Source organism: Rhizobium sp. R635, from assembly GCF_002211285.1.
Classification (GTDB): domain Bacteria; phylum Pseudomonadota; class Alphaproteobacteria; order Rhizobiales; family Rhizobiaceae; genus Rhizobium.
Map to the genome: position 1 here is coordinate 1 of NZ_LOKX01000002.1, position 13496 is coordinate 13496.

General features: G+C 60.9%; 14 protein-coding genes. 1 reads left to right on the plus strand and 13 read right to left on the minus strand.

What is annotated here, in order from left to right:
- On the plus strand, positions 1 to 100 hold a 100-nt coding region (locus ATY78_RS02820; protein ID WP_141105615.1), incomplete at its 5' end, for an IS3 family transposase.
- 24 nt (positions 101 to 124) lie between these two features.
- Here the strand turns inward: ATY78_RS02820 and lpxB are convergent.
- The 13 genes from lpxB to rpsB form a co-directional block, all read right to left on the minus strand.
- Positions 125 to 1294, minus strand: coding sequence for a lipid-A-disaccharide synthase (gene lpxB, locus ATY78_RS02825; RefSeq protein WP_088680848.1), 1170 nt, complete (start codon positions 1292 to 1294; stop codon positions 125 to 127).
- Entirely contained in the window at positions 1291 to 2172 is an 882-nt protein-coding gene (locus tag ATY78_RS02830; RefSeq protein WP_088680849.1) for an LpxI family protein, read from the minus strand. Before ATY78_RS02830 ends, lpxB begins: the two co-directional genes overlap by 4 nt.
- Positions 2173 to 2175: 3 nt before the next feature.
- Complete coding sequence (gene lpxA, locus ATY78_RS02835; RefSeq protein WP_088680850.1) at positions 2176 to 2994, minus strand: acyl-ACP--UDP-N-acetylglucosamine O-acyltransferase; 819 nt, start codon at positions 2992 to 2994, stop codon at positions 2176 to 2178.
- Positions 2991 to 3458 carry a 3-hydroxyacyl-ACP dehydratase FabZ gene (gene fabZ, locus ATY78_RS02840; protein WP_064709042.1) on the minus strand — a complete coding sequence of 156 codons (468 nt, stop codon included), beginning with the start codon at positions 3456 to 3458 and terminating at the stop codon, positions 2991 to 2993. The genes lpxA and fabZ overlap by 4 nt, the downstream gene beginning before the upstream one ends.
- Positions 3451 to 4515 (minus strand): UDP-3-O-(3-hydroxymyristoyl)glucosamine N-acyltransferase, encoded by a 1065-nt coding sequence (gene lpxD / locus ATY78_RS02845; protein WP_088680851.1) that lies wholly within the window; start codon positions 4513 to 4515, stop codon positions 3451 to 3453. Before lpxD ends, fabZ begins: the two co-directional genes overlap by 8 nt.
- 50 nt (positions 4516 to 4565) lie before the next feature.
- On the minus strand, positions 4566 to 6899 hold the full coding sequence (gene bamA, locus ATY78_RS02850; protein WP_088680852.1) for an outer membrane protein assembly factor BamA: 2334 nt from the start codon (positions 6897 to 6899) through the stop codon (positions 4566 to 4568).
- Positions 6900 to 7095: 196 nt separating this feature from the next.
- Entirely contained in the window at positions 7096 to 8229 is a 1134-nt protein-coding gene (gene rseP, locus ATY78_RS02855; RefSeq protein ID WP_088680853.1) for an RIP metalloprotease RseP, read from the minus strand.
- Between the two features lie 28 nt (positions 8230 to 8257).
- A complete protein-coding gene (locus ATY78_RS02860) occupies positions 8258 to 9088 on the minus strand; it encodes a phosphatidate cytidylyltransferase (protein ID WP_088680854.1) in 831 nt (276 codons plus the stop codon).
- Entirely contained in the window at positions 9088 to 9828 is a 741-nt protein-coding gene (locus tag ATY78_RS02865) for an isoprenyl transferase (RefSeq protein ID WP_088680855.1), read from the minus strand. Before ATY78_RS02865 ends, ATY78_RS02860 begins: the two co-directional genes overlap by 1 nt.
- A 37-nt stretch (positions 9829 to 9865) precedes the next feature.
- On the minus strand, positions 9866 to 10426 hold the full coding sequence (frr, locus tag ATY78_RS02870) for a ribosome recycling factor (protein ID WP_088680856.1): 561 nt from the start codon (positions 10424 to 10426) through the stop codon (positions 9866 to 9868).
- 165 nt (positions 10427 to 10591) lie between these two features.
- Positions 10592 to 11314: a UMP kinase gene (pyrH, locus tag ATY78_RS02875; RefSeq protein ID WP_088680857.1), complete on the minus strand. Its 723-nt coding sequence runs from the start codon at positions 11312 to 11314 to the stop codon at positions 10592 to 10594.
- A gap of 95 nt (positions 11315 to 11409) precedes the next feature.
- A complete protein-coding gene (gene tsf, locus ATY78_RS02880) occupies positions 11410 to 12336 on the minus strand; it encodes a translation elongation factor Ts (RefSeq protein WP_088680858.1) in 927 nt (308 codons plus the stop codon).
- Positions 12337 to 12577: 241 nt separating this feature from the next.
- Entirely contained in the window at positions 12578 to 13345 is a 768-nt protein-coding gene (rpsB, locus tag ATY78_RS02885) for a 30S ribosomal protein S2 (RefSeq protein ID WP_008526906.1), read from the minus strand.
- Positions 13346 to 13496: the final 151 nt, after the last annotated feature.

Sequence of the window (13496 nt, forward strand, 5' to 3'; positions counted from 1 at the left end):
CTATATTCGGTATTACAACAACGATCGCATCAGGCTAAAACTCAAAGGGCTGAGCCCTGTTCAATACAGGACTCAGCCCTTAAATAATCCCAGCCAATAAACCGTCCAACTTTACGGGGTCAGTTCAGAAATGGCCGGGTTTTTTATTGGCGAGAACATCGAGCAATATCTTAGCCGCGTGCTCTCCTGGCGGTCTTTCCGTCTGCATTCGCTGCCAGATGAGCTCGTAGCCTTCCTTCATCGCCTTGAGCTGATAGGTGTCGGCCGACAACCTTTCCATCCAGCGTGCAAGGCTTGCGCCGCGAACGACATCGTTCAGATATTCCGGCACGACCGGGTAGTCGGCGATCAGATTCGGCAGCGCGCCGGTCCAGGTCTTGATGCTCGACGTCAGCATCCGCATGATCCAGTCGACCTTATAGGCCGAGACGACGGGAACATCGGCAAGCGCCAATTCGAGAATGACCGTTCCGGAGGCCGCCATGGCTGCATCGGCTTCCGCGAAGGCCTTCCATTTCGCTTCCGCGCCGACGACGATCTCCGGCTGTACCGCCCATGCCGCCGTCATTTCGCGAACGAGCGCCTGCCTGTGTGGCACGGTCGGCAGAATAAAGCGCATAGAGCCGTTGCGGGCGACAAGCTCGTTCGTTGCGGCCTGGAAGTAAGGCAGGAGTTTCTTGATCTCGGAGGAACGCGAGCCGGGAAGAAGAAGGATCGGGCCGTTGCCGGGCTGCCTGCCGGCGCGCAGGCGACGGGTCTCAAGCAATGCAGGCTCGGCAGTCAGGCGATGCCCGACATAGGTCGTTGCCGGCCCACCGAGCGAACGCATCACTCCCGGCTCGAAGGGCAGGACGGCGAGCACGTGATCGACATAGCCGAGCATCCGCGTCGCGCGATATTCCTTCCAGGCCCAGACGCTCGGACAGACATAGTTGACGACAGGCAGATCGGGCAGCGCGGTACGCACGCGCTTGGCCACGCGATGGGTGAAATCCGGGCTGTCGATAATGAGGAGGATATCCGGCCTGGCCTCGATGATATCAGCCGTCGTCTTGCGGATCAGGGTGAACAGCCTCGGCAGCCGGCTCAGCACCTGGGTGATGCCCATGATCGACAGCTCGGAAAAATCAAACAGCGATTTCAAGCCTTCGGCCTGCAGCCCCTCGCCGCCGACGCCGACGAGCTCCACCGGTCCAGCATGAATGCGCTTGAGCGCGGCGATCAGATCGGCACCGAGCAGATCACCCGAGACCTCGCCGGCGATGACGGCGATCTTCAGCGGCGCGCCACTCATTCGAGCCCCCATGCCGGCAGGCCGCGATCGATGCCGCAGACGAAAAGCCCGGCCTCATCGGCAGCCTTGATGACGGCGGCGCGATCGAGCACCAGTGACCGCCCAGCCTCGACGGCGATGCCAGCAAGACCGGCGTTGCCAGCATTCAAGACCGTCGAAACGCCGATCGCCGGCAGATCGGCGCGAATATCCTGCTGGGGCTTGCAAAGCTTGACGAGCCCGCCGCGGCGGCGCGGCGAGATGCGCCCGGCGGCTCTGAGACCTGCGACACGTTCCAGCATCTCGTCCGTGCCCTCAAGCCCCTCCAGGGCAACGACGCGCCCGCCGATGCTGACGGCGCCCTGCCCGATATCGAGCCGGCCGAGCGTTTCGGCGGCTTCGGCAGCGCGGGCGATATCGCGGCGATCTTCCTCACTGGGCGCCACCGCGCCAAGGGGGCCGATGGAAGCAAGAAGATCAGGAGCGATCTCATGGGCACCGACGACGCGCCGGCCGTTTCCCTCGATCAACCGGATCACCATCTGCAGAACCGTATCATCACCGCCAGACAGCAATGTGCGGATGGCGGCCGGAACCTTCATCAGGATGCGCAGGGTCGGCCGCACCTCACGCCACTCCGGCCGGCGGCGCACGCTGCCGGACATGACGACGCGGCTGACGCCGTAGCGGTTGAAGAGGCCGTCGAGGGCGGCGAAATCGCCGATGCCGACGACCGCGTGGTCATAGCCTTCCCAGCGCCGGTCGCTCTCGTCCTTCAGCGCAACGATAACGGGATTTTCGCCAGCCGCTCGCGCGGCCTCGGCGACATAGGAAGGCAGAAGACCACCGCCGGCGATGATCGCCAGCCGGCCCGCCGCGGTGTCGCCTGATAAAGCCACGGACTAGCCCTTCTGCCCTCTGGTCGGCGAGGACAGGGCGCGGTCGCTTTCAGCAGCAATGAAATCGAGGATCTGGACCACCTGCTCGCAATCGGCATATTCCTCGCGGATCGCGGCGGCATTTTCGCGGACGGAGGCCGCTCCTTCGAAAATCGCCTTGTAGGCGCGGCGAACCCTGTGGATGACGGCGCGATCGATGCCGGCGCGGGTCATGCCGACGACGTTGAGACCGCCCAGTAGCCCGGGATTGCCGTTCAGCATGCCGTAGGGGATGACGTCGTAACTCACTGCCGACAGACCGCCGACGAAGGCGTGACGGCCGACGCGGGTGAACTGGTGAACGGCCGAGCCGCCGCCCAGGATGACGCGATCCTCGATGACGACATGGCCGGCGAGCATGACGTTGTTCGACATGATCACGTGGTTGCCGACGCGGCAATCATGCGCGACATGGGAATTGGCAAGGAAGAGGTTGTTGTCGCCGACGATCGTCTGACCGCCGAAATCGGCCGTGCCCGTATTCATCGTCACGCCTTCGCGGATCGTGCAGTTGGCGCCGACCGTCAGTGTCGTCTCCTCGCCGCCATGATGCACGCTCTGCGGATCACCGCCGACCACGGCCATCGGGAAGATGCGCGTGCCTTTGCCGATCACGGTGCGGCCGGTGACGACCGCATGCGCCAGGAGCTCGACATTCGCATGAAGCACGACATGCGCGCCGACGTAGCAGAAGGGACCGATTTTCACGCCCTCACCGATATCAGCTCCGTCTTCGACGACGGCCATCGGATGAATACGGGCGCTTTCGGCGATATTGCTCATGCCTGATCCTTACGAACGATCATCGCGCCGATATCGGCCTCGGCGACAAGCGCGCCGTCAACCTTGGCGTCGCAATGGAATTTCCAGATATTGCCGCGCTGCTTGTGCTTCTTGACGTGAAATTCGACGCGATCGCCGGGCACGACGGGCTTGCGGAAGCGCGCATTCTCAATGGTCATGAAATAGACGAGGTTGCCCGGCTGGCCTTCCTTCTTGGCACAGATCGCACCCGCCGTCTGGGCCATGCCCTCGATCAGCAGAACGCCCGGCATGATCGGAGATTCCGGAAAATGGCCGGTGAAATGCGGTTCGTTCACGGTGACGTTCTTGATACCGATCGCGGTGTTGTCGCCGTCGATCTCGATAATCTTGTCGACCATGAGAAACGGATACCTGTGCGGCAGCAGCTTCATGATCTCAATGATGTCAGCCGAAGAAAGCGTTGTCGTGGCTTCCTCAGTCATTTTGCTTGCCTCCAGGGTTCTTTCCGCGCAACTTGCTCTTCGAAACCTGCTGCGCGGCCTCTCTCAGATAGTCTTTTAGCGGACGTGCAGGGACACCGCCATATTGTCCGCCGGCGGCAAGATCGGTCATGATACCGCTTTTGGCGGCAATCTGCACGCCGTCACCGATGGTCACGTGCCCCTTGATTCCGGCCTGGCCGCCGATCTGCACGCCATTGCCGATCTTCGTGCTGCCGGCAATGCCGACCTGCGAAACGATGGCGCAATGGCGGCCGATCTGGACGTTGTGGCCGATCTGCACCTGATTGTCGATCTTGGTGCCCTCGCCGATGACCGTATCGTCCATGGCGCCGCGGTCGATCGTCGTATTGGCGCCGATCTCGACATTGTCCTGAATGATCACGCGGCCAATCTGGACGATCTTGATCATGCCGCGCGGACCCGGCGCATAACCGAAGCCATCCTGGCCGATGCGAACGCCATTGTGGATGATGACGCCATTGCCGATCAGCGCGCAGAGAATGCTGGCATTGGCAGCGATCGAACTATCCCGGCCGATCTTGACATTTGAACCGATGACGGCGTGCGCGCCGATGCGCGTCCCCTCGCCGATCTCGGCGTGCGCACCGATGACGGCCAACGGCTCGACGATCACGCCTTTCTCGAGTTTGGCGCTCGGATCGATCACCGCGCTCGGAGCGATCTCGCTCTCGCCTGGAAGGCCAACTGGACGCAATGCAGCGGGATAAAACAGGCCGCCCGCCATTGCGAAAGCCGCGTGCGGATTGGACGACAGGATGATCGGGATATGCGGAGGTACGAGGTCCACAAGCGCATTGTCACAGATCACCGCAGAGGCTTCGCACGTCGCGAATTCATCGCGGCTGCGGCGCGACAGGATATAACAGACGTCGCCCGCCCGCGCCCGGCTGATGGGCGCGACGGACCTGACGACGACATCGGCATGATCGGAATTAGCGAGCTCCGCCCCAAGAAACTCTGCCAGCTCCGCGAGCTTCAGACCTTCATGGGGCAGAAAAAAAGCGTTGTGCTCCATCGGCAATGCTCCAGAACGGAATTGAGTCTTACAGTTCCGGACTGCCGATATCAGAATTGGTTGTTGATGCCAAACTTGAAGTTCTGCGTCTTGTCGAAGTCTTCCTTGAGAACCGGGATCGCGTAATCCAGACGCAATGCACCGAAAGGAGACTGCCAGACGACGCCGACACCGACGGAAGCGCGCAGCGAAGCGCTGGTGCCTTCAGCCTGGTCTGCACCAAGAAGATCGACATCATTGCCAAACAGCGTACCGGCGTCCGCAAAGACTGCGCCACGCAGGTTGAAGTCACGCGGGAAGCCCGGCATCGGGAAGGTCGCTTCCGCGGACGCCGTGAAATAGGTCGTGCCGCCGAGCGGATCGTCGTTGGTGCCCTGGATGCGCGGACCAATACCCTTGTTCTCAAAGCCGCGAATATCGGCGTTGGTCAGGGTGAACTGGTCGAAGACGTTCAGGTTATCGCCGAAGCCGACGACATAACCCGCCGAAGCAGAAAGCGATCCGATAATATCGGCATCGTCGGCGAGCAGGTGGTAATAACGCGCTTTACCGTAGATCTTGTAGAACTGGGAGTCGCCGCCGAGGCCGGCAATTTCCTGCGTCGCCGTTGCGTAGATGCCTTCACGCGGCAGGACGGTGTCGTCGAGCGTGTTATAGGTCAGCGTCTGCGAGACGGAAGAGCGCGTCCACGGGCTCTCGTCGACCAGATTGGCGTAGGTGGCCGAAAGGTCGGCGGTATCGCCGTCATACTTCATCTGCTTGTAATTATAGCGGAAGGTCGTCGCCAGATCTTCGGTGATCGGCGCCGTGACGCGCAGAACGACGCTGGTTTCCTCGTAATCGTAGTCGTCGTTGCTCGACGTTTCGCTGTGGTTGACGTCGAAGCCTGCCGCCAGACGGTAACCGAGGAAATAGGGTTCGGTGAAGCTGACGCCGTAGGCGCGCGAGCCTTCCTGACCGCCGCCGGCCGAGATGCGGATGTACTGACCGCGGCCGAGGAAGTTCTTTTCTTCGATCGAGGCTTCGAGCAGCAGGCCATCGCCGCCGGCCGCATAACCGGCGCCGACACCGAACGAACCCGTGGACTGATCCTGCACGTCGACGACCACCACGACGCGGTCCGGCGAGCTGCCGGGCTGGGTGGAGATATTGACGGAGGAGAAGTAACCGAGCGCTTCGAGGCGACGCTTGGCCTTGGTGATCATCTGCTGATTGAAGGCGTCGCCTTCGCTCATATCGAATTCGCGGCGGATGACATAGTCGCGCGTGCGGCTGTTGCCGCGGATTTCGATGCGCTCGACATAGGCGCGCTCGCCCTGATCGACCAGATATTCGACACCGATCGTATTGTTGTTGAGGTCGCGGTTACCGCGCGGCGTGACGCGTGCGAAGGGATAACCGGCAGAGGCCACCTGATCGGAGATCGCCTCGATCGACTTCTGAACTTCCTTGGCGCTGTAGAGGTGGCCCTCTTTCGTGCGCACCAGCGGCTGCAGCTGATCCGAGCCGACGCCTTCGACAGTCGACTGAACGGTCACCGGTCCGAAGTCGTAACGCTGGCCTTCCTCGATGTTGAAGGTGAGCGTGTATTTGTTGGTCGCTTCGTCGAAGCTGGCATCGGAAGAGACGATGCGCATGTCGGCATAGCCGCGGTTGTAATAAAACTGGCGCAGCGCTTCTTCGTCGGCGTGAAGCTTGTCTTCGTTGTAGACGTCCTTGCGGGTCAGGAACGACAAGAAGTTCGAGCGCTTGGTCTGGATGACGGCAGCCAGGCGGCCGGCGCTGTAGGCATTGTTACCGACGAAATTGATCGCATCGATCTTGGTGCGGTCGCCTTCATTGATGACGAAAGCCAGGTTGACGCGGCCTTCGCCGAGCGGCACCACCTGCGTCGTCACTTCGACTTCGCTGCGACCGGTGGCGGCGTAGGCATCCTTGATCGCCTGAATGTCGGACTGGATCTGGGTATCGCTGTAGGGGCCAGCGGCATGGGTCTGAACCACGGTCGCGAGCTTGTCGTCCTTGATCTTGCGGTTGCCGTTGAAGACGACCTGATTGACGAGCTGGGCTTCCTGGACATTGACGACGAGCGTGCTTCCGGAGACCGAGATCTTGACGTCCGAGAAGTAGCCGGTGCCGTAGAGCTGCTTGACCGAGTCATCGATATCGGTGTTCGAAAAACTCTTGCCGGGAGCGATGGTGAGGTTCGACCGGACGGCTTCCGCGCCGACGCGGCTTGCGCCGCGCACATCGATGCGCTGGATAACCGCGGCCTCAGCGGCCGTAGCAGAAACGAACGTCACAGCACCTGCGCCCGAAGCAACAACACCAGCAGACAGCGCAACCGCCGATACTGCGTTCAAAAACCTTGAACCAGCCTTCATTTCACCTATTACCTTTTTTCCCTCGTCCCCGTCCCCGGGAAACCCCGATTCCGGTCACGTGTGTCGTTTTACCCGCTTTTGACATACAAGCAAGGGAGGTCGTTAATTTCTGTTTACTTCATTTCCAAGCGTGACCCATTCGCCACTACAGCCTTGAAACATCGTAAATAAATAGTAATTCCCTTGCCTTGCGCGTTTATCCTATCAGCGCGCTAATGTCGTTCCAGGTCGCGAAAACCATCAATGTCAGTACCATGGCCAAGCCAATGCGAAATGCAATTTCCTGAGCCCCAGAGCCCAGCGGTTTTCCCCTTACCGCCTCCACCGCATAGAACATCAGGTGGCCGCCATCAAGTACCGGAACCGGCATCAGGTTAAGCAATCCTATCGAAACCGAAAGCACGGCAGCAAGCTGCAACACTGCGCCTATACCAAGCGTGGCCATCTGGCCCGAAGCCTGCGCCACGCGGATCGGCCCACCCAACTGATCGGCCCGCATCGATCCCGTGAGGAGATTGCCGATATATTTGAAAGTGCCGGTGACGATATCCCTGGTCTGGATCACACCCTCGCGCAGCGCCTGGAGCGGCGTATAGGTCTGCAGGCGGAAATGACCGACTTCCTGGTTGGTGACGATGCCGATCAGGCCCACTTCGATCTTGTTGCCGAACTGGTCGGTCATGTCGGTCCGTTGCGGCACCATCGGCAGGTCGAGTTTCTGGCCGGCGCGATCGATCGTCACGACGATCTTCTGGTTCGGGCGGATGCTGACATAGCGGCGCACGTCGTCGAAGGTCTCGACCTTGCCGCCGTCGATGGCAACCAGCAGATCGCCGGGGAGGATGCCGGCGGCCGCAGCCGCACTATCCGGCTTGACCTCGGCCACGACAGGATCGGCGACCGTGCGGCCATAGACCGCGAAAAGAACGGTGAAGATGGCGATTGCCAGCAGAAAATTGGCGATCGGGCCGGCCGCAACGGTTGCCGCACGTTTCCACAGCTTTGCGCCGGCAAAGGAACGCGCTCTATCCTCCTCGGACATGGCGGCGAGCTTGTCGGCATCGGGTTTGCTCGAGGCATCCTCGTCGCCGAAGAAGCGGACATAGCCGCCGAGCGGGATTACCGAAATCTTCCAGCGCGTTCCGTGGCGGTCGGTAAAACCGAATATCTCAGGACCGAAGCCGACCGAAAAGGCAAGGATGCGGATGCCGCTCCAGCGCCCGACGAGATAGTGGCCCATCTCATGCACGAAGACGAGCAGCGAGAGGACGAGGACGAAGGGAACGATATAGCCCGTCAAAAATCCGAATATGCCGGTCACCGCTTCCATGAGTTCCTTCCGTCAGGCTGCCGCGTCATCAAAGGCCGAACAACGCCGCACCAAGCGACGTCATCCCGTTCCCCTTTATCAAGGAAAATAGCCCAGCAAGCAAGAACGCCGAAAAGCAGGCAAAAATCAGCCCGTCGACGCGGTCCATGACGCCGCCGTGGCCCGGGATGAGATGGCTCGAATCCTTGACGCCGAATTTGCGCTTGATGAAAGATTCGAAAAGATCGCCAGACTGGCTGCAGACCGACAGAACGAGCGCCACGCCGGCGGCAATGTTTTCCGCGCCGGGAAGAAGAAAATGAACGAGAAGGACGCCGGCTGCGACCGCAGAAACGGCACCGCCGATTGCCCCCGACCATGTCTTTCCAGGCGAGATCGACGGGGCAAGCTTCGGCCCGCGAAGCGCCCTGCCGACGAAATAGGCAAGGATATCGGTGGCCCAGACGACGGCGAAGACGAAGAGCATGGCGTAGAGACCCGGCTGATCGTCGCTTCTGATCGCAGCGAGCGCCACGCCGGTGGCGCCGGCATAAAACAGGCCTGCCGGGAACCAACGGCTCGTACCGTGCAGGATGATGAGGGCAATACCGACGGCGGTGACCCCGACCAGCATGCCGGTGGCGAATTCGAAATTGCCGACAAGCACGAGAAAGGCGATCGCCGCCTCGCCGACCCAGCCGACCGCATTGGCGACCCAGTCACGCGCGATGCCGGTGATCTTCGTCCACTCATAATAGATCAGCAGGCCGATCAGTGCTGCGAGGATGCGGAAGGCAAGACCGCCATACCAGGTGGCGGCGAGAACGACGACCGCAAGAATCAGTCCTGAAACGATGCGGAGCTTCAATTCCCTATGCATCAGGTGCCGACCGCGGCTGCTTGTGACAAGCCACCGAAACGCCGGTCGCGGGAGGCGAATTTCTCCAGCGCCGAGCGGAAGATTTCGGGGCTGAAATCCGGCCAGTATTCCGGAAGGAAGACGAATTCCGAATAGGCGGCCTGCCACAGCAGGAAATTGGACAGCCGCTCCTCGCCGCTCGTGCGGATGATGAGATCCGGATCGGGAATACCTGCCGTATCGAGACGGGCATTGATCAGAGCGGGGGTGATATCCTGCGCTCTCAGACGGCCGGATTCGACATCCCTTGCCAAGCTCACCACGGCGCGGGAGATCTCATCCCGGGAGCCGTAGTTGAAAGCGATGACCAGCGTCAGCGCCGTATTCTCCTTGGTCGTCTCCTCCGCTTCGAGCAGGAGGCCGAGAATATCGCTGCGCAGGCTGTGACGATCGCCGATCACCTTGATCCGCACATTCTGGCGATGAAGTTCGGCAAGGTCGCGCCGGATGAAAGCCTTGAGCAGGCCGAGCAGATCGGAGACCTCGGCCTCCGGCCGGCGCCAGTTCTCCGAGGAGAAGGCGAAGAGCGTCAGATATTTGATGCCGGCGGCACCGGCGGCGCGCACCGTCTCGCGCACCGCTTCGACACCCTTTCGATGGCCCATGGTGCGCGGCAGGCCGCGCTGCTTGGCCCAACGGCCATTGCCGTCCATGATGATGGCAACATGCTCTGGCACAGTCACAAATACAGCTTCCGACATTTCCCGTCCGGTCTTTCCAGGCAAAGGCACAGATCCCTTAGACCTGCATGATTTCCTTTTCCTTCTCGGCAAGCAAGCGGTCGATTTCGGAAATCGTCTCGTCCGTCATCTTCTGTACGCGTTCGGACTGCGCCCTGCCCTCGTCCTGGCCGATTACGCCATCCTTCTCGGCCTTTTTAAGGCCGTCCATACCGTCACGGCGGACATGGCGAATCGCCACCTTGCTCTTTTCGGCATAATCGTGAGCCACCTTGACGAGCGACTTGCGGCGCTCCTCGTTCAGTTCCGGCAGCGGAATGCGCAGGCTCTGGCCGTCGACGATCGGATTGAGGCCGAGATTGGATTCGCGAATGCCGCGATCGACGGCGCTGACCATCGACTTGTCCCAGACGGAAACCGTCAGCATGCGCGGCTCGGGCACGGTGATGTTTGCGACCTGGTTCAACGGCACGCGCGAACCATAGGCCTCGATCGTTACCGGATCGAGGATGTTGGCCGAAGCGCGGCCGGTGCGCAGCGATGCGATGTCGCTCTTGAATGACGAAACCGCGCCGTCCATGCGGCGCTTCAGTTCCTTGATGTCGATACCTTCACTCATGTCGATGCTCCCGTCCGGAGCATGATGCCGAAAAGTGTCAGCGGCTTTCGGGAGACATCATGCTCTAACTATTTAATGTAGAACATGATTCAGATCTCAGGCCAACCAAGCCTCAAATCATCATGTTCTAGCGAGGGCTGCGCCAAATAGACGGCGCAGCTTATATCAGTTGTCCGAGACGATGGTCTTGAGGCCACCGCCCGTCAAGATTTCGGTAAAACCGCCTTTCTCGTGGATCGAGAAGACGATGATCGGAATGGAATTTTCCCTGGCAAGCGCTACGGCGGCAACGTCCATCACCGCAAGCCCCTTTTCCAGCACCTCCTGGTGCGTCAGGCGGTCGAAGCGGGTCGCGTCGGGATATTTCTTCGGGTCGGCGGTGTAGATGCCGTCCACCTGCGTGCCCTTGAAGATCGCTTGCGCGCCCATTTCGGCAGCGCGGAGTGCCGCGGCGGAATCGGTGGTGAAGAAGGGGTTGCCGGTGCCGCCGGCAAAGATCACCACGCGCCCCATCGACAGATGATAGAGGGTCGCGCGCTGCGAAAAGCTCTCGCAGATTTCTGGCATGGAGATGGCCGAAAGCACCACCGTATCGATGTTCAGCTTGCGTAGCGAGGTCGCGAGCGCCAGCGCGTTGATGATGGTGCCGAGCATGCCCATATGGTCGCCGGTAACCCGGTCTCCGCCCTTGGACGCCACCGCGACACCGCGGAAGATATTGCCGCCACCGACGACGACGCCGACTTCCACACCCATATGCCTCGCCTCGGCGATATCGGATGCAATGCGGTCCGCTACCGCGACATCGATCCCGAAACCCTGGCTACCCATGAGCGCTTCGCCGGAAGCCTTGAGCAGAACGCGTTTATAGACAGGCTCTAAAGACATCTTGGCTCCTCGTAAATTGCCGTGAATGCCCGATACACGAAGGGCACCGCGTTGTCACGCGATGCCCTTGTGTTTTCCCAATTATGGCTGGAAGTTCAACCCTTGGCGGCAGCCGCGACTTCGGCTGCGAAATCGGTTTCTTCCTTCTCGACGCCTTCGCCGAGCAGGAGACGGGCCATGCCGGCAACTTCGATCGGCGCGCCGACGGCCTTTTCAGCTTCCTTGATGGCAGCTGCGACCGTGAGATCAGGATTGATGACGAAAGCCTGCGAGAGAAGAGCAACTTCCTCGAAGAACTTGCGCATGCGGCCTTCGACCATCTTCTCGATGATGTTGTCGGGCTTGCCGGAAGCGCGCGACTGCTCGATGAAGACGTTGCGCTCTCGCTCGGCGACGGCAGCATCGACTTCCTCGGGGCGGATCGCCAGCGGCGCGGTCGCGGCAATGTGCATGGCGACCTGGCGGCCGATGGCGTTCAGGGCTTCCTTGTCGCCGGTCGACTTCAGGGCGACGAGAACGCCAAGCTTGCCGAGGCCATCGGAAACGGCATTGTGGATATAGGTGGCAACGACGCCGTCCTCGACGGAGAGAGCAGCCGCGCGGCGCAGGTTCATGTTCTCGCCGATCGTTGCGACCGCGTCCTTGATCGTGTCGGAAACGGACTTGCCGGATGCCGGGTAGGTCGCGGCAGCAATGGCGTCGACGGTGCCGTCGGTCGCGACGGCGACCTTGGCGACGCCACGGACGAGATCCTGGAAGGCATCGTTACGGGCGACGAAGTCGGTTTCGGAGTTGACTTCGACGACGACGGCCTTGGTCCCTGCGCTCGAAACGCCGATGAGGCCTTCAGCGGCGGTGCGGCCCGACTTCTTGTCGGCCTTGGCGATGCCCTTGGCGCGCAGCCAGTCGATTGCCGCTTCCATATCGCCATTGGTTTCAGCAAGAGCCTTCTTGCAGTCCATCATGCCTGCGCCGGTCTTTTCGCGCAGTTCCTTCACCATTGCAGCCGTAATCTCGCTCATTAGCTTCCTCTTGTCGGTTCATACGGTGGGCCGCAAAGCGCGGCGCGGCACCGGATTGACGCTCGAAATGTACCTGTATGTATGACAGCGTGATGAAGACGCGTCATATCGAAACTTGTCCGGCAAAGCGCCCTGGCGCCTTTGCCCTGAAACAGGCAAGGCCGCCGAACTTCGATGAGTCGCGAGCGGCCTTTCCCAGTCTCTGCAAGCATTGGCGGAACGTTCGCTCCGCCCGCTTTCATCAGCCTTCGGCTGCTTCCTCGAGAGCCGGCTCGACCGGAACTTCGGAGGATGCGCCGAGATCGCGGCCGGAAGAGCTCTGCTGACGCGCGATGCCGTCGATGGCGGCGCGGGAGATCAGCTCGCAGTAAAGAGCGATCGCACGCGATGCGTCGTCGTTGCCCGGGATCGGATAGTCGATCAGGTCAGGATCGCAGTTCGAATCGATGATGGCGACGACCGGAATGCCGAGGCGCTTGGCTTCGTCGATCGCGATCTTTTCCTTGTTGGTGTCGATGATGAACATCAGGTCGGGGGTGCCGCCCATATCGCGGATACCGCCGAGAGCCTTGTCGAGCTTTTCACGCTCGCGCTCGAGGTTCAGACGTTCCTTCTTGGTGAAGCCCTGGGCTTCGCCGCCGAGGATCTCATCGAGCTTGCGCAGGCGCTGGATCGAGTTGGAGATCGTCTTCCAGTTCGTCATCATGCCGCCGAGCCAGCGCGAGTTGACGTAGTACTGGGCCGAGCGCTTGGCGCTGTCGGCGATGATCTCGGACGCCTGGCGCTTGGTGCCGACGAAGAGAACGCGGCCGCCGCGGGCAACGGTGTCGCTGACGACCTGCAGGGCGCGCGACAGCATCGGAACGGTCTGGGCCAGGTCGATGATGTGGATGTTGTTACGATCGCCGAAGATATACGGCTTCATCTTCGGGTTCCAGCGGTGCGTCTGGTGGCCGAAGTGGACGCCTGCTTCGAGAAGCTGGCGCATAGAGAAATCGGGCAATGCCATGCCTTTTTATCCTTTTCCGGTTGAACCTCCGCAAGGCGAACAGCACCCTCTTCGAGGATGCCACCGGGCGGAACAGCCCGGATTTCTCCCGGACGATCCCATGCCTTACGTGTGGAATGGTGGTGCCCATACATTCCGTTTGGCATAAAAG